We start from the raw sequence: 18492 nt of genomic DNA on the forward strand, positions 1-18492 counted from the left end.
CCCCGGTCTGGCTGAGGTCGTCGACCACGTCGACTACGTAGTCGATCTCCCGGATCGTCTCAAGCGGCTTTGGGACGAGCGCTGTTTTCAGCTCCCCGGCCACGGTCACGACGCCGTTCTCCAGTGTCACCTCGAATAAGCCGCCGTCTAGGCGGAATTCGCGCCGGAGGATCCTCGATTCGACTTCTCGCGGATCTCGTCGTCGTTGCGGATGAGCGACCGGAGTAGGTCGGTGCGATTGACCGCACCCACCAGCCGACGGCGGTGGTCCGTGACGGGAACCCGCGAGGAGAAGGCGGGCCACGTCGTCGAGGTGGTCTGCGGGTCCCCCTGACCCCGTGGCCGTGCCCTCGACCGAGACGACGGCCGCCACTGGAACGCGGTGTGGATCTCCTGTTTTTGCGGGCCATCAAGGCCACCTGGTGCTGCAGCGGAGTCTTCTGCCGCGGCGCCGCGGCGGCGAGCCGGAAGATCCCTCCGAACTCGGTCGCCGCGCCGGTGGCGAACACCACCGCCTTCGCGGAGCCCGCCACGACATCGGTGCCCATGAACACGCAGTTGCGGGCCTGGAGCACCGGTCCGGCCGCCACCGGGTCGGCCGTACGCCTGACGGCGTCGCTCTCCCCGGTCAGAGCCGCGTTGTTGACGGTGACCTCGTGTGCTTCCACGAGGCGGCAGTCCGCCGGTACCGCGTCCCCGGCCTCCAGAACGACGACGTCTCCGGGCACCAGGTCACGCGCGGGCAACTCCCGCCGCTCCCCGTCGCGGAGCACCCGGCAGGCGTGCGGCACCATGGCCTGCAGCGACTCCGCCGTTCGCTCGGCGGAGTACTCCTGCGCGAAGCCGATGGCCGCGTTCAGCACCACCACACCGAGAATCGCCACGGCCAGTTGCAGGGTTCCCAGGTCCCGGGGCTCCTGAAGTTCGTACGCCAGGAACGTGATGGCCGACGCGACGAGCAGCACGACGGCGAAGAGGTCGGTGAACTGGCCGACCAGGTTTCGCCACAGCCCCCTTCGCCCGGCGGGCGGGAGTTGGTTGGGTCCGTACCGGTCGTGCCGCGCTGCCGCCTCCGCCGACGCCATTCCCCGCTGCGAGGTGCCCAGCGTGGCGAAAACCTCCGCGGTCGCGAACGTCAGCACCGCGGGGCCGCGGGTCCCGCTCGGAGCTTCCGGCCCGCGGCTCCCGTCTCCGGGCGTCAGTACGGGAGTTCCGGTACCCATCGCCTAGTACCTCGGACCATCGCCGTCACGGCGCGGCCACGCGGACCGCCGTGACCTTGTACTCGGGACAGGACGTGACGGTGTCCGCATGGTCGGACGTGAGGCGGTTCACGCCGCTCGCGGGAAAGTGGAAGGAACAGAAGACCTGTCCGGGAGCGGTCTGTTCACTGACGCGGGCGATGAGCCGGGCTCGCCCGTGCCGGCTCTCCACCGTGACCTGCTCGCCGCCCCGCAGCTCGTACCGGGCGGCGTCGTCGGGGTGGAGGTCGAGGAAGTCGACCGGGTCGAGGGCGAGGTTGTCGCCGCGCCGGGTCATGCTCCCGGAGTTGTAGTGTGCCCAGCGCCGCCCGGTGACCAGGACCAGCGGATATCCGTCGTCGGGCTGCTCGCCGGGCGGGAGGTAGGGGGCGGCGGCGAGGTGGGCCCGGCCGTCCGGTGTGGCGAACCGCTCCGTGTACAGCTTGGCCTCTCCCGGCTGGTCGGGGGCGCGGCAGGGCCAGGGCACGGCGCCCTCGTGGTCCAGCCGGTCGTGGGAGAGACCCGCGAAGACGGGCGCGAGCAGAGCGCACTCGGCGAGGGCGTCGGCGGGAGTCGCGCAGCCCAGGTCGACTCCCATCGTTGTGGCGAGGGCCCGAACGATGTCGAAGTCGGTTCGGGCCTCGCCCGGCGGCGGCACGGCGGGGCGGACCCGCTGGAACCGGCGGTCGAAGTTGACGAAGGTGCCGTCCTTCTCCAGCCAGGAGGCGACCGGCAGGACCATGTCGGCGTGCCGGGCGGTCTCGGACAGGAACAGTTCGTTGCATACGACGAGCGGGCAGGCGTCCAGGGCTTGGGCCACTCGGTTGGCGTCGGGGTCGGTGGCGCAGACGTCCTCGCCGATGACCCACAGGGCCCGCAGGTCTCCGGCTCGTGCGGCGGCGAACATGTCCGGGATCCGAAGCCCTGGCCGTGCGGGGACCGGTACGCCCCAGACGTCCTCCGCCCGCGAGCGGACGGCCGGGTCGGTCACCTTTCCGTACCCGGGCAGGAGGTCCGGCAGGGCGCCCATGTCGGAGGCGCCCTGGACGTTGTTCTGGCCCCGCAGCGGGTTGACACCGTAGCCCCGGTCGGTCCCCACGGCGCCGCGCAGGATCGCAAGGTTGGCCAGGGACCGTACGCCGTCGGTGCCGTGGAGGTGCTCGGTGACGCCCAGGCCGTAGACGATGGCCGGATGCTCGGCGCTGCCGTAGAGGCGGGCGGCGGTGACCAGGTCCGCGGCAGGCACGCCGGTGATGCCCGCGACCCGGTCGGGCGGGTAGTCGGCCAGCAGCTCGGTGAGCTCGGGCAGACCGGTCGCCCGCTCGCGAAGGAACTCCTCGTCGGCCATCCCCTCGGCGACCAGGATGTGGGCGAGCCCGTGGAAGAGCGCGACATTGGTGCCAGGGCGGGGACGCAGGTGGACATCGGCGTGCAGGGCGAGCCCGATCGCGCGGGGGTCGGCGACGACCAGCTTGGCTCCGTGCAGCACGCGCCGCAGCAGGCGAGCTCCGACCACGGGGTGGGCTTCGACGGGGTTGGCGCCGACCACCAGCAGGCAGTCGGCTCGTTCGACGTCGTCGAAGGTGTCGGTGCCGCCGGAGAGTCCGAAGGATGCCGTGAGGCCGGCGGCCGAGGGGGAGTGGCAGAGCCGGGAGCAGTTGTCGACGTTGTTGGTGCCGATGACGACCCGCATGAACTTCTGGACGAGGTAGTTGTCCTCGTTGGTGGCGCGGGCCGAGGAGATCGCCGCCACGGTATCCGGGCCGCCGGCGTCGACGGCCGCCCGCAGTCCCCGGGCGACGTGGGCGAGCGCCTCGTCCCAGCCGACCGGCTCCAGCGTGCCGCCGCGCCGGAGCAGGGGCCGGGTGAGCCGCTCGGGGGACGTGCGGAATCCGTGGGCGAAGCGGCCCTTCACGCACGCGTGCCCGTGGTTGACCGGGCCGTCCCGGGCGGGCAGTACCGCCGCGACGTCGCCGTCCTGGGCGACCACATCGAGGGTGCAGCCCACGCCGCAGTAGCCGCAGGTGGTGCGCGTCCGGGCCGCCGCGGACCGGAACGCCGAAGTGATCCCGCGCGCCGGTCCGGGCTGGGTGATCGCGCCTGTGGGGCAGGTGTCGACGCAGCCGCCGCAGGCCACGCAGTCCGACTCGGCCCAAGGCCCGCCGGTGCCCGGGGCCACGACCGTGTCGCCGCCCCTGCCGACCAGCGTGAGGGCGAACGTGCCCTGCACCTCGGAGCACATCCGCACACACCGGCCGCAGGCGATGCACAGGTCCCGGTCGAGATGGACGTACGGGTGGGACTCGTCCCCGCCCCGGCCGCCGGCGCCCTGCGCCGACTCGGGGCCGACGCCCATCGACCGGCAGACGTAGGCCAGCTCACTGAGATTCCCGTCGGCGAGCGCCCGGGGCGGCAGAGCGGAGACGATGACCTCCACCACGTCCCTGCGCAGCCCCACGAGATCATCAGTCGCAGTTTCGATCCGGGCACCAGGGGACACCGGGGCGGCGCAGGCCGCAGCGATACGCCCGTCGGCCCGTACCAGACACGAACGGCAGGACCCGGCAGGGCTGAGCCGGTCGTCGGAGCAGAGCGCGGGCAGCTCGACCCCGGCCGCCCGCACGGCCGTGAGCAGCGACGAACCCTCGGGCACCTCGACTCTGGTGCCGTCGACCTGGATCGCGATTGCGGTCATCGGCCCCATCCCGCCAGTCGATCTTCGTAGGCGCGGGAAAGGCTGTGCACGGCAGGCGGGATTCGCCGTCCGAAGGCACACAGGCTGGCCTCTGCCAGAACCCTCGACAGCCGCTCCCACTCCTGACCCGGCGGCGTCCCGGCGGATGCCATCTCCAGGCCGCGGTGCGAGCCGACCCGGCAGGGCGAGCACGCCCCACAGCTCTCCGCCGCGGCGAACTCCCACACATGCCGCAACACGTCCTCCGGTGCCACGCGCTCGTCGAAGGCGACCATCCCGGCATGGCCCAGGGCGGCGCCCCGAGCCGACAGCCCGGCCTCCGACAGAGGTACGTCCAGCGCGTCGGCGGCGAGGAAGCCCCCCAGTGGTCCGCCGACCTGGAGAGCGGCCAGCCGGGCGCCGTCCTTCAGGCCGCCGCCCAGCTCCGTGACGATCCGACGCACGGACGTGCCGAGCTCGACCTCGTAACATCCCGGCCGGGCGAACCGCTCCGAGAGGCACACGAGCTTGGTCCCCGTCTCGGCGTGTGTGCCGCGTCGGGCGTACGCCTCTCCGCCACGCCGGACGATCCATGGCACGGCCGCCAGGGTCTCCACGTTGTTGACCACGGTCGGCGCGTCCCACAGGCCACGCTCGGTCGGGTACGGCGGGCGCGGCCGGGCACATCCCCGGCTGCCCTCCAGCCCCGCGATGAGCGCGGTCTCCTCACCGGCGACGTAGGACCCGGCGCCTTCGACGAGCCGGATGTCGAGCGCGGTGGCCGTCCCGTGCACGGACGGGCCGAGATGGCCGTCGGCATACGCGTGCCCCACCGCTTCCCGCATCCGTGCGAGAGCCGCCGGGTATTCGGAGCGCACCAGCACCACGCCCTGACTGGCCCCGCACGCGAAACAGGCCAGGGCCAGCCCCTCCAGCACCCGCGCCGGGTCGGCCTCCATCAACAGCCGATCGGCGTACGAGCCAGGGTCCCCCTCGTCGCCGTTGGCCACCACCACCGTGCCGGGGGCGCGGCCGGCCGCCTCCCACTTCGCCGCCACCCGGAAACCGGCGCCCCCGCGCCCTCGGAGTTCGGACGCCGCGACCTCGCTGAGAACCTCGTCCGGGATGCCCGTCGTCACCGCCGCCGGCCACACCTGCCACGCGGGCTCAGCGGAGAGCACGCCACCCAGCAGAACCGGGTCACCGGTGTCGTCGACCGCCGGGATCCCCGGCGCTGACGGTGGCTCCCGTCCGGTGAGCTGACCGGCGAGCGTCGGACCCGTACATGGCGTGTCGCCGTCGAGCGCGGCGGGCCCCGCGTAGCAGTAGCCCAGACAACGGACGGCCTGCACCGACACGTCACCTTCCGGCAAAGCAGTGCCAGGGATGACGCCGAGTGCGTCCTCGACGTCGGTGAGATGCCGTCCGGCCTGTGCCGCGAAGCAGGCAGTAGCGGCGCACACCCGGACATGACGTCGGCTGTGCGGGGTGGCGAGGTCCGCGTAGTAACTCGCGGGTCCGAGCGCGGCGGCAGCAGGCAGTCCGACTTGGGCGGCGACAGCCGGAGCCCAGACCTCGGGACCGTTCGCTGTTCCCGCCCTGGCCCCGGCCAGCGATTCGATCAACCTGCCTCCGGGCCGCCCGCGGCGGTCGGCCAGGGCACGGAACGCGTCGAAACGGTCGGCGGGACCGACGGGAACCATGTCTTCATCGTGGAGGCAGCGGGACGAGGCCGCATCCCGGGCACCCGCCTGCGTACGACCTCGGTTCAGGCGCGCGACCAGCACAGGGCACCGCCTGAACCTGCCCAGCCCGGCGATCAGTCCTGCGGCGGCCAGGACAACGACGACATCGACGGCGCCCATGGCAGCGCGCCCTCTTCCAGCTCGCTCCCTCAGGCCTCCGCCCGGCTACCCCTACCTGGTAGGGGCTGAACGGCCCACCCGGTCGGGACCATCCGGCCCCAGCGCGCCGCTCCCCGGGAGACGCACGATGCATACGAGGACACAGGCTCCTTCCAGGCGCCGGGCCTCCGGGCCGGCCCCGATCGCCGAACGACCCGGGAAGCAGGTGAATGGCGATGTTCTGGTACGGCCACGACCCCAGCGGATGGGGCTGGTTCGCGATGTCCGCCAGCATGGTCGTGTTCTGGGCGCTGATCATCACAGTGGGGGTGCTGCTCTTCCGCGCTGTGAACCGTCCTCACGAGCACGCCCCTACCCCCGCCGCGCCGCAGACACCCGAGCAGGTCCTCGGCATGCGGTTCGCGCGCGGGGAGATCGACGAAGAGGAGTACCGGCGCCGCCTGAACGCCCTGCACGCCGGGCCTCTCACCAAACCCTGAACCACCCGCAGCCGGTTTCGGTCCTTGACTCCGCTCCGCACCCCGTGACCGGGACAAGAAGTTCGACTCCAACAGCATCGCAGGCGACGCAACCGCCACCTTCCCCGCACCCGGCAGCTATTCCTGCATCTGCACCATCCACCCGAGCATGAAGGGCGCCCTCACCATGGGCTGGGCCGACACCCCGGCAGCGAGCCCACACGGTGAGCGCAGTCCATGCCCCACGACGCTGTGAGCCCCGCAGAGAAGAGTTGGTGACCAGCCGTGCCCCAGCAGACGAGGCCGCCCATCCCCTCGCGCCCGGTCTTCGCCCGCTTCTACAGCAAGGTCGCCGGTCCAGCCCTGGAGAAGGCTGGTGTCACGGAACACCGCAGGAGCCTGCTGGCGGACCTGTCCGGCGAGGTCATCGAGATAGGCGCGGGCAACGGGATGAACTTCCCCCACTATCCGGGCACAGTGACCCGGCTCCTTGCGCTGGAACCCGAGCCCCACCTGCGTGAGTCGGCCGTCCAGAGCGCCCGCTCCGTTGGCGTTCCCGTGGAGGTGGTGGATGGCCGGGCCGAGCAACTTCCGGCCGAGGATGCCTCGTTCGACGCGGCCGTCGTCTGCCTGACATTGTGCTCGGTCGCCGACCCGCACGCCGCGCTCGCAGAACTCCACCGGGTGCTGCGGCCGGGTGGAGAACTCCGCTTCTTCGAGCACGTACGCGCCGACACGCCCGCGATGCGGCGCGTGCAGCGGGTACTCGACGCTACCGTCTGGCCCCTGCTCATGGGCGGCTGCCACGTCGGCCGCGACACGCAGGCTGCGATCGCCGCGGCCGGGTTCCGCCTCACCGAAGTGGAGAAGTTCGCCTTCCCCGACACCCGATTGCCCTCGCCCGCCGCCACGCACATCCTCGGCACGGCCCATCGGGAACAAGTAGGAGGTACATCATGACCGCGCGCCGCCTCCCGCTCGGGATCCGGCCGAGGCTCAAGATCCAGACCGGATGTGGACGGGCTGCGCGTGATGTGAGTCCGCCTGCCTGCCCGCTCTACCGATGTGCCGGCTGGAGCCTGATCGGCGCTGGAAGCTGCTGACTCTTGATGCCATCGCCGCAGGTCATCGACGTCTACTGGTGCCATTTGGAAGGCTCGGTCACACTGCTGCCATGACGGCCTCCCAGGCAGGCGACCCGGGACCGTTCGGCCCCCACTCGGTCACCTGGCAACTGCACAGCGACCCGATGATGTGGGTGGCCGGCGTCCGCGCGCTCTATCTCCAGGCACTGAACCCGCGCGTCGTGCGCGGAGTCATGCAGAACTCCGACTTCCGCCGCGACGCCTGGGGCCGGCTGATGCGCACCGCCGACTTCGTCGGCACCACGACGTACGGCACGATCGAGGCCGCCGAGAGGGCCGGCGCACGGGTGCGGAAGCTCCACAGCATGCTCCGGGCCACCGACCCGGACACCGGCGAGCGCTATGGCGTCGACGAACCCGAGCTGCTGCTGTGGGTGCATTGCGCCGAGATCGACTCCTACCTGCACGTCCTGCGCCGCTCCGGCTTCCGGCTCACCGACGCGCAGGCCGACCGCTACATCCGCGAAAACCGGGTCAGCGCCCGCCTGGCGGGTATCGACTCCGACGCCGTACCCGCCGACCAGGCCGAGATGGCCGCCTACTTCGAGAAGGTACGGCCGCTGCTCGTTGCCGGACCCGAAGCACGCGAAGTGGACGACTTCCTTCTCCGTCCGCCGACGCACCCCCTGCTCATCCCGGCGCGGGAGGTGCTGTGGCGGCGCCTGGCACAACTGGCGTACGCCGCTCTGCCGCCGTACGCCCACGAGCTGTACGGCAGACCGGCCCCCGAACCCGCCACCGTCACCCGTCAGTTGCGTGCCACGGGCACCCTGTTGCGCTGTGTTCCCGCGCGTCTGCGGTGGCAACTCCCGCCCAAGCACATCATCCGGGCCATGGCACGCCTCGGTCCCGGCTCCCGTCCGGCACCGTACAAAGTGGGGCGATAACTCGCCATACTGGACGAGCCAAGGGCGGGCGGGGCGAGTCTTCGACAGGGGCTGGCTGGGCCGCTGGGCGGACGCGCTGACCGAGTACCGGCGGGTGGCCGCCGCCCGCGAACGCGTCCTCGGCCCGCGCCACCCCGACACCCTCGCCGGCCACAACGACGAGGCCCACTGCCTGGAACAGCTCGGACGCGGAGCGGAGGCGGCCGAGCTGTACCGGAGGGTCGCGGTGCTGCGCCAGGAGCGGGCGCCCGGGCGGGCGCCGACCGCTGTCCGGCCCACGTCTGGCCGACCAGGACCACCCGTGTTACGAAGAACCATGCCTGCACCCGAGGGACCCCAGGGACACCGCACGTACGACGCCGTCATCGTCGGCGGAGGCCACAACGGCCTCGTCGCCGCCGCCTACCTGGCCCGGGCCGGCCGGTCCGTCCTGGTTCTGGAGCGGCTGGACCACACCGGCGGCGCCGCCGTCTCCACCCGCCCCTTCGCGGGCGTCGACGCACGGCTGTCCCGCTACTCGTACCTGGTCAGCCTGCTGCCGAAGAAGATCGTGCGGGACCTCGGGCTGGACTTCCGCGTCCGTACGCGCACCGTCTCGTCGTACACCCCTGTGGAGCGGGACGGCCGGCCGACCGGACTCCTGGTGGGTGGCGGCGAACGACGCACCCGCGAGGCGTTCGCGCGGCTCACCGGCGGCGAGCGCGAGTACGCGGCCTGGCAGCGCTTCTACGGCATGACCGGCCGCGTCGCCCAGCGGGTCTTCCCGACCCTGACCGAACCGCTGCCCAGCCGTGACGAACTGCGCCGCCGCGTCGACGACGAGGAGGCCTGGCGGACCCTCTTCGAGGAACCGATCGGCGTCGCCGTCGAGCGCACCTTCACCGACGACCTGGTGCGGGGCGTGGTCCTCACCGACGCCCTCATCGGGACCTTCGCGGACGCACACGATCCCGCGCTGCCGCAGAACCGCTGCTTCCTGTACCACGTGATCGGGGGCGGTACGGGCGCCTGGGACGTCCCCGTCGGCGGCATGGGCGCCCTGACCGACGCCATGGCCGGGGCGGCCCGGGCGGCGGGCGCCGTCATCGCCACCGGACACGAGGCGGTCCGGATCGACACGGACGGCCGAACCGCCGAGGTCGCCTATCGCACCGCGGACGGGGAAGGCGTGGCCGGCGCCCGGCACGTCCTGGTCAACGCCTCGCCACACGAGCTGTCGACCCTGACCGGGGACGAACCTCCTGCTCCCGCCGAGGGCGCCCAGCTCAAGGTGAACATGCTGCTCAAGCGGCTGCCGAGGCTGCGCGACAGCGCCGTCGACCCGCGCGAGGCCTTCGCCGGCACCTTCCACATCGCCGAGGGCTACGAGCAGCTGGCCACCGCCCACGCCCAGGCCGCGGCCGGCCAACCGCCCACCGCCCCGCCGTCCGAGATCTACTGCCACTCGCTCACGGACCCGACGATCCTCGGCCCGGCCCTCGTCGAACAGGGCTACCAGACCCTCACCCTCTTCGGCCTGCACACCCCCGCGCGCCTCTTCGACCGGGACAACGACGCCGTCCGCGACGCACTCCTGAAGCTGACGCTGGCGCAACTGGACGCCCACCTCGCGGAGCCGCTCGCCGACTGCCTGGCGACCGATGAGGACGGCCGCCCGTGCATCGAGGCGAAGACCCCCCTCGACCTGGAACGCGATCTGCGCCTTCCGGGCGGCAACATCTTCCACCGCGAACTGGCCTGGCCGTACGCCCAGCAGGACACCGGCCGCTGGGGTGTGGAGACCCGGCACGCGAACGTGCTGCTGTGCGGTGCGGGCGCGGTGCGCGGCGGAGGGGTGAGCGGGGTGCCGGGGCACAACGCCGCGATGGCGGTGCTGGAGGAGACGGGCCGGTAAGAGGTCGCTGGTCGGCCGACTCCGTCCAGCCCGTCGCCTCGATTCCGTCAGGAGAATCTGATGGGGCATCAGAAAAGGTCTTCCGTCGTCCGGAGGACTGCGGCATTCTGCGCCCATGCAGACGGAGCTGAGCAAGCAACTGGGAGTCGAGCACGCCGTCTTCGGCTTCACGCCGTTCCCCGCCGTCGCCGCGGCCATCAGCCGGGCCGGCGGTTTCGGAGTGCTCGGCGCGGTCCGCTACACCGCCCCCGACGACCTCAAGCGCGACCTGGACTGGATCGAGGCGCACGTCGGCGGCCGGCCCTACGGACTGGACGTCGTCATGCCCGCGAAGAAGGTCGACGGCGTCACCGAGGCCGACGCCGAGGCGATGATCCCCGAGGGGCAACGGCAGTTCGTCGCGGACACCCTCGCCAAGTACAGCGTCCCCGAGCTCGCCGAGGGCGAGGCGTCCGGCTGGCGCGTCACCGGGTGGATGGAGCAGGTCGCCCGCACCCAGCTCGACGTCGCCTTCGGCTATCCGATCAGGCTGCTCGCCAACGCGCTGGGCTCCCCGCCGGCCGACGTCGTCGCCCGCGCCCACGACCGGGACGTACTGGTCGCCGCGCTCGCCGGCAGCGCCCGGCATGCGCGCAAGCGCCGTCGCCGACGCGGCCGTCTTCGGCATCCCGCACGACGACTGGGGCGAGGAGGTCAAAGCCGTCGTCGAGGCCGCGCCCGGCCACGAGCCCGGCCCCGCCCTCGCCGCCGCCATCCTCGACCGCTGCTCCGCTCAACTCGCCGGATACAAGCGGCCCAAGAGCGTCGACTTCATCGCCGAGATGCCGCGCGACCCCAACGGCAAGCTGTACAAGCGGCGGTTGCGGGATCCGTACTGGGCGGGCCGCACCCGGCCCGTGTGAGCGCGCCACGGCGCGGACGACGCGTGCCCGGCTCACATCGGACCGGATGCCTCGATATGCCTCCTGGCGCGACGGGTTCCCGGCCGAGTTGACTGGTGTCCGCACCGCATGCCGAACACGCCGGGAGGACAGGCAAGTTGGAGACCGAACCGTTCGATATGTACCGTCCTTTACTGCTCGGGCTCGTCTATCGGCTGCTCGGCAGCCTGTGGGACGCCGAGGACGTCGTCCAGGAGGCCGGTGAACGGTGGTCGGCCGCCGATCGCGCCGAGATCCGCGAACCCCGCGCCTTCCTCGTCACGGTCGCCTCGCGGCTCGCCCTCGGCCGGCTGCGGTCGGCACGGGTGACCCGCGAGGCGTACACCGGGCCCTGGCTGCCCGAGCCGGTGGCCACGGACGCGCTCGGCCCGCTCGACACGGCCGGGCTGCGCGCCACCGCCGCTTACCCGACCCTGCACCTGATGGAGCGTCTGTCGCCGCCGGAGCGCGTGGTGTTCGTGCTGCGGGAGGGCTTCGACGTGCCGTACGGGGAGGTCGCCCGCATCCTGGAGACAACCGAGACGAGCTGCCGCCAGATGCACCTCCGCGCCGCGCGTCGGGTAGCCGCCGGGCGCGACCGGTTCACCCTCACCGAGGACGCGCACGCCAGGCTGCTGACGCGGTTCCTGGAGGCCGCGCAGAGCGGTGACCTGGCAGGACTCGCCGAGTTGCTGTCGGAGGACGTCGTCGCCTGGAACGACGGGGGCGGCAAGGTCGGGGCGGCGCTGCGGCCGATCGAGGGCTGGGAGCACGTCGTCGCGTTCGTCAGGAGCATGGCCGCCCGCCACCGGTTCGGCGCGCCGCGCCTCGTGGACGTCAACGGCCGCCCGGCCCTCGCCGCCACAGTCGACGGCATCGACCAGCTCATCACCGTCGACGTGTACGACGGTCAAGTCGTCGGCATCTACACGGTGCTCAACCCGGACAAGCTGGGCCACATTCCGGCCTAAGCGGAGTGTGGTTCCGCCTCATGTGGGTTCCACACATGGGGCGGAACCACAATGCCGTCACCACAACGCAGACACCGGCGATCGGCCACCTTGTCTCCTGCGGCCACGTGTCTTGACCTCCTTCGGCGGCGGATGAAGGATCATGTGTCATGACGCCCGGACACGGCAGCACGGTTGACGGGGTGCTGCGCCGCACCGCCCGACGGACCCCGGCGCGCGTCGCCGTCGAATACGGCGACCGCTCATGGACGTACGCCGAACTCGACGAGGCCGTCTCCCGCGCGGCGAGCGCGCTGCTCGGCCACGGCCTCGCCCCCGGAGACCGGGTCGGCGCCTACGGCCACAACTCGGACGCGTACCTCATCGGCTTCCTCGCCTGCGCCCGCGCCGGCCTGGTGCACGTGCCGGTGAACCACCACCTCACCGGCGACGACCTCGCGTACATCGTCGGCCAGTCGGGCAGCTCCCTGGTCCTCACCGACCCGGCCCTGGCCGGGCACCTTCCCGACGGAGTCCGCACGGTGCCGCTGCGCGACGCCGACGGCTCCCTCCTGGCGCTGCAGGCCGCCGCCCCCGTCTACGACGGTCCCGAACCGCGCAGCGAGGACCTGGTGCAGCTGCTGTACACCTCCGGCACGACAGCACTGCCGAAGGGCGCGATGATGTCCCATCGCGCCCTGGTCCACGAGTACCTGAGCGCGATCACCGCCCTCGACCTCAGTGCGGGCGACCGGCCGGTGCACGCGCTGCCGCTCTACCACTCCGCGCAGATGCACGTGTTCCTGCTGCCGTACCTCGCGGTCGGGGCCACGAACATCATCCTCGACGCCCCGGACGGCGACCTGCTCTTCGACCTGATCGAGGCCGACCGGGTGGACAGCGTCTTCGCCCCGCCCACCGTCTGGATCGGCCTGTCCAACCGCCCCGACTTCCCCTCCCGCCGCCTCGACGGACTGCGCAAGGCGTACTACGGGGCGTCGATCATGCCGGTGCCGGTCCTCGAGCGGCTGCGCGAGCGGCTGCCCGAACTGGCCTTCTACAACTGCTTCGGCCAGAGCGAGGTCGGACCCCTGGCCACCGTCCTGGCGCCCGACGAACACACAGGCCGGATGGACTCCTGCGGCCGGACCGTCCTGTTCGTGGACGCGCGTGTGGTCGACGAGGACGGCAAGGACGTGCCCGACGGCACACCCGGCGAGATCGTCTACCGTTCCCCGCAGCTCTGCGAAGGCTACTGGGACAAGCCCGAGGAGACGGCCGAGGCCTTCCGCGACGGCTGGTTCCACTCCGGCGATCTCGCGGTCCGTGACGCGCACGGCTACTTCACGATCGTCGACCGGGTGAAGGACGTCATCAACTCCGGTGGCGTACTGGTCGCTTCCCGGCAGGTCGAGGACGTGCTGTACACGCACGAGGCCGTCGCCGAGGTGGCCGTGATCGGCCTGCCGGACGAGCGGTGGATCGAGGCCGTCACCGCGGTCGTCGTCCCACGTGGTGAAATCACGGAGGACGAACTCGTCGCGTACGCCCGCGAGAAGCTCGCCCGCTTCAAGGCGCCGAAACGGGTCGAGTTCGTGGACGAGCTGCCGCGCAACGCCAGCGGAAAGATCCTCAAGCGGGAGCTCAGGGACCGGTTCGGGAGGAACGCGTGATTGAACTGTCCGACATGATCCGTGAGTTGAGGCAGCAGCTGACCGACTCGCTCGCTGACGGAGCCGGCGAGACCGTCCGGTTCGAGCTGGGCCCCGTGGAGATCGAGGCGACCGTCGCCGTCAGCCGCGAGGCCGGCGCCAACGCCAAGGTCCGGCTGTGGGTCGTGGACGCGGGGGCGGACGGAAGGTACGCGCACGCGCAGACGCAGCGCATCACCGTCACCCTGACGCCCAAGCTCGTCCCGGCGGACGGCAGTCCGCCGCGGACCGCGCTGATCGCGGGCGACGAGGCCGACGGCGAACGCTGAGCCACGCCCCTCCCGGGAACCTGGACCCTGGTAGCCCCCGACGCCCCGCGCACCCTGTCAACGGCCAGGTGTCGAATTCCCGGGTCAGTCCCCGGTTCCGGCGTTCCTGTCGACCCACGCCTGGTACCGGTGGTCCACGCTGAGGTCCTGGAGCGGTGCGAACGCACGGTCGATGGCCAGCGCCCGCTGGACCACCCGCCATGCGTCGGACTCGCGGCCGAGGGAGAGCAGAACCCGGGCGTGGGTGTCGTGCAGATACATGTGGTCGCCGCCGTCGGCGCACGCCACGCCCTGTTCGATCAGCCGGAGGGCGTCGGCGAGGTCCTCCGGGGTGGGTGCGGGGTCATCGGCATGGATGACTTCCCAGGCGAGGAAGTTGGTCGCGTACCGGACGACCTCGCGCTGGAACTGCCCCTCGTCGGTGAAGTGGAAGATCTGCCAGACCGGCGGCACCAGCCGCATACAGGTCTCGGCCGCCGCAACGCCGTCGCGGCGGTGCTGGGCCCGGTGCTGCCCGGTGCCCTCGTCGCCGTAGCCGACCTCGCCGTGGATCCACATCTTGCCGTAGTAGGCGTACAACAGGCCGTAGGAGTCGTCGGCGTCGCCCTCGGTGTATTGCGCGATGGCCTTGTCGTACTCGGCGAGCGCCGCGGACCATTCCCGCCGGTCGCGGTGCGCGTTGGCCTGTGTGACCAGGCCACTGGCCGCCTCGGCCTGCCTGCGCTCGGAGTCGCTGTCGGCGCCGCGCTGGTCGCGGAAGTCGATGCGCGCCCGCGGGTAGGCGGCGGCTACGCGTCGGCGGACCTCCCCGGGGAGGGCGTTGCAGCGAAGGTCGATCTGGTCGATGGCGGGCAGGGTGAAGAATCCGTCGGGCAGACCGGTCAGCCCGTTGAAGGACAGCTCGATCCTCTTCAGGCCCTTAAAGGCGCCGATTCCGGCGATGACGTCGGCGGTCAGTGGACCACGCCCGTCCCGGTCGTCCGCGCCCCAGAAGCCGATCTCCAGCTCCTCCAGCGCGGGCAGCGGATTCGTGAGCACGGACCGCAGCAGCTCGTGCGCCGGTTTCGGCACACCTGTGTGGGATGTGCGTCCCCTCAGCTTCAGCACCCGCAGCCTGGGCAGCCGGGACAGGTCGGGCAGCGGGGTCTTCACCAGTCCGAGGCCGTCGTTGAGGCCCAGTTCCTCAAGGTTGGTCAGGCGCAGCAATGTGTCGGGGACCTCTGGGAAGAAATTGTCGCGGAGGTCGAGGCTGCGCAGGTTCGGGAAGCTGGTGACGGCTTCGGGGAACCGTCTGAGGTAGCTCCAGGTGTTTCCCGCCATGGAGATTTCTTCCAGGCCGGCCAGGCCCTGCATCGATGCCGGGAACAGCAGGTTGGTCTGGTCCGCCACCAGTCGGCGCAGGCGTATCAGGTTGCCGGCTGTCTCCGGGAGCGCGAAGGGTGTGGTGTCGGGCAGTGCCTCGCGAGTGCCGGAGGGTCGGGTGGACAGCTTCGAGACGTCGAGTTCCTCCAACGCGGTGAGCCGGCCAAGGGTGTCCGGCAGCCTGATCGGCTGGAGGTCGGACTCGGCGGAGGAGTCGAAGGTCCTGTTGCCGGCTATCCGCAGCGCACGCAGCCTGGACAGCCGGCCGATGGAGGCGGGCAGTTCGGCCAGGCCGCAGTCTCGGACCGACAGGTGTTCAAGGTCGGTCAGGGTGCCGATCTCATCGGGGAGGCGTCCGATCTGGTTGCCGTCCAGGACCAGGGTGCGGAGCCATGGCATCCGCAGCACCTCCGCCGGGAACTCCGTGAGCTTGCGTCCCGACAGATCGAGATGGAGCACCCGGTCGGCCTGGGCGCGTGCGACCTCCGCCAGCGCCGCCTCGCTCGCCGTCCGCGCACCCGGGCGCAGCACCGGCAGTCCGGCCCGCAGTCGTTCCAGGAACTCCGCCACCTTGATGCTTTCGTATTCCGGGTCGACGACCTCGGCGACGAACGACTCCACGATGTTCCCGCTGCCGAAGTCCGCGTCGTCATCGTCGCCGAAGTTGTCCACCAGGCGAGCGCCGGGGGCGGAGACGCGGAGATCGTGGTCGGAGTTGATGACCCATGGGGTCTCAACGGTGCCGGTCTCCAGGATGCCGTCGTTGTAGTAGCCGTAGACCAGATGGGTGAAGGTGCCGTCACCGATGTAGATTTCGCAGTCGCCGCCCTCCAGGGTCTCGGCCCGGGTGGTGCCGCCGACGTAGAGCCCCGGCAGAGACTCGTAGAGCTCTATCGGTCCGGACACCGTCAGATCGCCGGTGATCACCACCAGGGCCACGTCGTCCAGACTCCCGATCTTGGCGACGGCGTCGAGGAAGTCCCCCTCCAGTACCAGATCGCCGTCGAAGAGCAGGACGTCGTCGTAGTCGCCCTCGAAACAGGCGGAGAGTGCCTGCGCAAGGCGAGTGTCGGCCTCGGCGAAGGAGAGGCGTTCGGGTGCGGCGTTGTTGGTCATGTGGGCGACCATAGAACACGGGTATGACAGCCCCGCGATGCCCTTCTGGCCGTCGGGCGTGCGCGCAGAACGGCAGCCCAGGGTGGTGAACCAGCGGTTGGCCGCGCGGTGGCGGAGCTGGAGCGGCGGCCGGGTCCGTAGTGCCCTGGCGGGCGGCCTCGGCGATCAGACCCTCCAGAAGGGCCGTGAGGGACACCGGCGTTCCGCCAGGCCGGAAAGCGTCCGTTGACGGCAGGTCAACTGCCCTAACTCACCCGGCATCTCACGCCACGCGCGCCTGACACAGCCCGCCAGAGCACCCCTTCGAACTGATCCCGCGGCCGTCGGTGTACGGGCCGTACTCGCCTACCGACAGGTACGACGCGATCAACTTCCACTGGCCCCAGCTCAGTTCGCTGCGCGTCACGTTCGTCTTGCCGGGCCCACTCTCCGAACGGATCCGGGTCCGGCAAGATCGATCACCGCATCACACAGGACCTGGTGCCGCGTCAGCCAAGGTTCGCCCCGTCGCGATGCCCGGCACGCTCCTGGCGCGGCCGCAGGTCCACGATGCGCCGGATCTTGCCCACCGACCGTTCCAGCGACTCCGGTTCGACGATCTCCGCCGTCACCGACACACCGATGCCGTCCTTCACGGCCGCCTCGATCGTCCGGGCGGCCGCGTCCCGCACCCCCGGGGCGGCGTCGGGCCGGGCCTCCGCGCGTACGGTCAGGGCGTCGAGGCGGCCCTCACGGGTGAGCCGGAGCTGGAAGTGGGGGGCGACGCCCGGCGTGCGGAGCACGATCTCCTCGATCTGGGTGGGGAAGAGGTTCACCCCGCGCAGGATCACCATGTCGTCGCTGCGGCCGGTGACCTTCTCCATCCGCCGGAACACGCGTGCCGTGCCCGGCAGCAGCCTCGTCAGGTCGCGCGTCCGGTAGCGGACGACAGGCATGGCCTCCTTGGTGAGCGAGGTGAAGACCAGCTCGCCCTTCTCGCCGTCCGGCAGCACCTCGCCGGTGACCGGGTCGACGACCTCCGGGAAGAAGTGGTCCTCCCAGATGTGCAGGCCGTCCTTCGTCTCCACGCACTCCTGCGCGACACCCGGGCCGATCACCTCCGACAGGCCGTATATGTCGACGGCGTCGATCGCGAACCGTTCCTCGATCTCCTGGCGCATCCCCTCGGTCCAGGGCTCGGCGCCGAAGACGCCCACGCGCAGGGAGGTGGCGCGCGGATCGATGCCCTGCCGCTCGAACTCGTCGAGGATCGTCAGCATGTACGACGGCGTCACCATGATGATCCCGGGCTCGAGGTCCTGGATCAGCTGGACCTGGCGGGCCGTCATTCCGCCCGACGCGGGGATGACCGTACAGCCGAGGCGTTCGGCACCGTAGTGGGCGCCCAGGCCCCCGGTGAACAGCCCATATCCGTACGCCACATGCACCTTGTCCCCGGGCCGTCCGCCCGCCGCCCTGATCGCACGGGCCACCAGGTCGGCCCACAGGGAGAGGTCGGCATCCGTGTAGCCGACCACCGTGGGGCGCCCGGTGGTGCCGCTGGACGCGTGGATACGGCGGATGCGGTCCTGCGGTACGGCGAACATGCCGTACGGGTAGTTCTCCCGCAGGTCCGCCTTGGTGGTGAAGGGAAAGCGGGCCAGGTCGGCGAGTGACCGGCAGTCGTCGGGCCGTATCCCGGCCTTGTCGAAGGACTCCCGGTAGAAGGGCACGTGATCGTACGCATGCCGCAGCGACGCGCGCAACCGCTCCAACTGCAACGCCCGCAACGCCTCCGCGTCGAGCCGTTCCCCCGGGTCCAGCAGTTCCGTCGCATCCGCCATGGGGACTACTCCCTCACCAACCATGACAATCCTGGCGACCGATCATTCGGTCGAGGTGCACGGGATCAGTAATCCAGGCCGACCGGCCTCAGGCAAGAGGTCCGGCCCACTTTCTCCGCCGACGCCGTCACGCGGAACGGCTCACCGGTCCCTCGCCCGCCGCGAGAACCCCGTGG

At 71.2% G+C, this 18492-nt stretch carries 12 protein-coding genes and 2 pseudogenes; 9 read left to right on the forward strand and 5 right to left on the reverse strand.

Annotated elements, in window-relative coordinates; all coding sequences use genetic code 11:
- Window positions 1-59: 59 nt before the first annotated feature.
- Genes ACZ562_RS26120 through ACZ562_RS26130 form a run of 3 tightly spaced genes read right to left on the reverse strand, consistent with a single transcriptional unit; the run spans window position 60 to window position 5618 of the window.
- A complete protein-coding gene (locus ACZ562_RS26120) occupies window positions 60-1223 on the reverse strand; it encodes an HAD-IC family P-type ATPase (protein WP_471183596.1) in 1164 nt (387 codons plus the stop codon).
- A 25-nt stretch (window positions 1224-1248) separates the two neighbouring features.
- The gene (gene fdhF, locus ACZ562_RS26125; protein ID WP_471183599.1) at window positions 1249-3936 is read right to left on the reverse strand and encodes a formate dehydrogenase subunit alpha; all 2688 of its coding nucleotides are present in this window, start codon (window positions 3934-3936) and stop codon (window positions 1249-1251) included.
- Complete coding sequence (locus ACZ562_RS26130; protein WP_471183601.1) at window positions 3933-5618, reverse strand: NAD(P)H-dependent oxidoreductase subunit E; 1686 nt, start codon at window positions 5616-5618, stop codon at window positions 3933-3935. The genes fdhF and ACZ562_RS26130 overlap by 4 nt, the downstream gene beginning before the upstream one ends.
- 377 nt (window positions 5619-5995) lie before the next feature.
- Here ACZ562_RS26130 and ACZ562_RS26135 point away from each other — a divergent pair, with 377 nt between their 5' ends.
- The 9 genes and pseudogenes from ACZ562_RS26135 (at window position 5996) to ACZ562_RS26175 (ending at window position 14015) form a co-directional block, all read left to right on the forward strand.
- Window positions 5996-6259: an SHOCT domain-containing protein gene (locus ACZ562_RS26135; protein ID WP_471183906.1), complete on the forward strand. Its 264-nt coding sequence runs from the start codon at window positions 5996-5998 to the stop codon at window positions 6257-6259.
- 264 nt (window positions 6260-6523) lie between these two features.
- The gene (locus ACZ562_RS26140) at window positions 6524-7198 is read left to right on the forward strand and encodes a class I SAM-dependent methyltransferase (RefSeq protein WP_471183604.1); all 675 of its coding nucleotides are present in this window, start codon (window positions 6524-6526) and stop codon (window positions 7196-7198) included.
- A gap of 214 nt (window positions 7199-7412) precedes the next feature.
- Complete coding sequence (locus tag ACZ562_RS26145; protein WP_471183606.1) at window positions 7413-8270, forward strand: oxygenase MpaB family protein; 858 nt, start codon at window positions 7413-7415, stop codon at window positions 8268-8270.
- The gene (locus ACZ562_RS26150; protein ID WP_471183609.1) at window positions 8164-10164 is read left to right on the forward strand and encodes an FAD-dependent oxidoreductase; all 2001 of its coding nucleotides are present in this window, start codon (window positions 8164-8166) and stop codon (window positions 10162-10164) included. Before ACZ562_RS26145 ends, ACZ562_RS26150 begins: the two co-directional genes overlap by 107 nt.
- Before the next feature lie 115 nt (window positions 10165-10279).
- Window positions 10280-10813 (forward strand): annotated as a pseudogene (locus ACZ562_RS26155) (nitronate monooxygenase); the annotation flags it as partial.
- Window positions 10803-11066, forward strand: a pseudogene (locus ACZ562_RS26160) (AMP-binding enzyme); the annotation flags it as partial. The pseudogenes ACZ562_RS26155 and ACZ562_RS26160, both read left to right, overlap by 11 nt.
- 137 nt (window positions 11067-11203) lie before the next feature.
- Window positions 11204-12055, forward strand: a complete 852-nt coding sequence (gene sigJ / locus ACZ562_RS26165) for an RNA polymerase sigma factor SigJ (RefSeq protein ID WP_471183611.1) — start codon at window positions 11204-11206, stop codon at window positions 12053-12055.
- A 149-nt stretch (window positions 12056-12204) separates the two neighbouring features.
- The gene (locus ACZ562_RS26170) at window positions 12205-13707 is read left to right on the forward strand and encodes an acyl-CoA synthetase (protein ID WP_471183613.1); all 1503 of its coding nucleotides are present in this window, start codon (window positions 12205-12207) and stop codon (window positions 13705-13707) included.
- On the forward strand, window positions 13704-14015 hold the full coding sequence (locus ACZ562_RS26175; RefSeq protein ID WP_471183615.1) for a trypco2 family protein: 312 nt from the start codon (window positions 13704-13706) through the stop codon (window positions 14013-14015). Before ACZ562_RS26170 ends, ACZ562_RS26175 begins: the two co-directional genes overlap by 4 nt.
- Before the next feature lie 84 nt (window positions 14016-14099).
- Here ACZ562_RS26175 and ACZ562_RS26180 read toward each other — a convergent pair whose 3' ends face one another.
- Window positions 14100-16493, reverse strand: a complete 2394-nt coding sequence (locus ACZ562_RS26180; protein ID WP_471183617.1) for a leucine-rich repeat domain-containing protein — start codon at window positions 16491-16493, stop codon at window positions 14100-14102.
- A gap of 488 nt (window positions 16494-16981) precedes the next feature.
- Window positions 16982-18316 (reverse strand): phenylacetate--CoA ligase PaaK, encoded by a 1335-nt coding sequence (paaK, locus tag ACZ562_RS26185; protein ID WP_471183618.1) that lies wholly within the window; start codon window positions 18314-18316, stop codon window positions 16982-16984.
- Between the last annotated feature and the right edge of the window lie 176 nt (window positions 18317-18492).

The sequence above is a fragment of the Streptomyces sp. NPDC040410 genome (genome assembly GCF_055595715.1).

What these genes read in the sequence shown, in the direction of transcription:
- ACZ562_RS26120 (WP_471183596.1), bottom strand. Translation starts at nt 1,223, where the DNA reads ATGGGTACCGGAACTCCCGTACTGACGCCCGGAGACGGGAGCCGCGGG.
- fdhF (WP_471183599.1), bottom strand. Translation starts at nt 3,936, where the DNA reads ATGACCGCAATCGCGATCCAGGTCGACGGCACCAGAGTCGAGGTGCCC.
- ACZ562_RS26130 (WP_471183601.1), bottom strand. Translation starts at nt 5,618, where the DNA reads ATGGTTCCCGTCGGTCCCGCCGACCGTTTCGACGCGTTCCGTGCCCTG.
- ACZ562_RS26135 (WP_471183906.1), top strand. Translation starts at nt 5,996, where the DNA reads ATGTTCTGGTACGGCCACGACCCCAGCGGATGGGGCTGGTTCGCGATG.
- ACZ562_RS26145 (WP_471183606.1), top strand. Translation starts at nt 7,413, where the DNA reads ATGACGGCCTCCCAGGCAGGCGACCCGGGACCGTTCGGCCCCCACTCG.
- ACZ562_RS26170 (WP_471183613.1), top strand. Translation starts at nt 12,205, where the DNA reads ATGACGCCCGGACACGGCAGCACGGTTGACGGGGTGCTGCGCCGCACC.
- ACZ562_RS26180 (WP_471183617.1), bottom strand. Translation starts at nt 16,493, where the DNA reads ATGACCAACAACGCCGCACCCGAACGCCTCTCCTTCGCCGAGGCCGAC.
- paaK (WP_471183618.1), bottom strand. Translation starts at nt 18,316, where the DNA reads ATGGCGGATGCGACGGAACTGCTGGACCCGGGGGAACGGCTCGACGCG.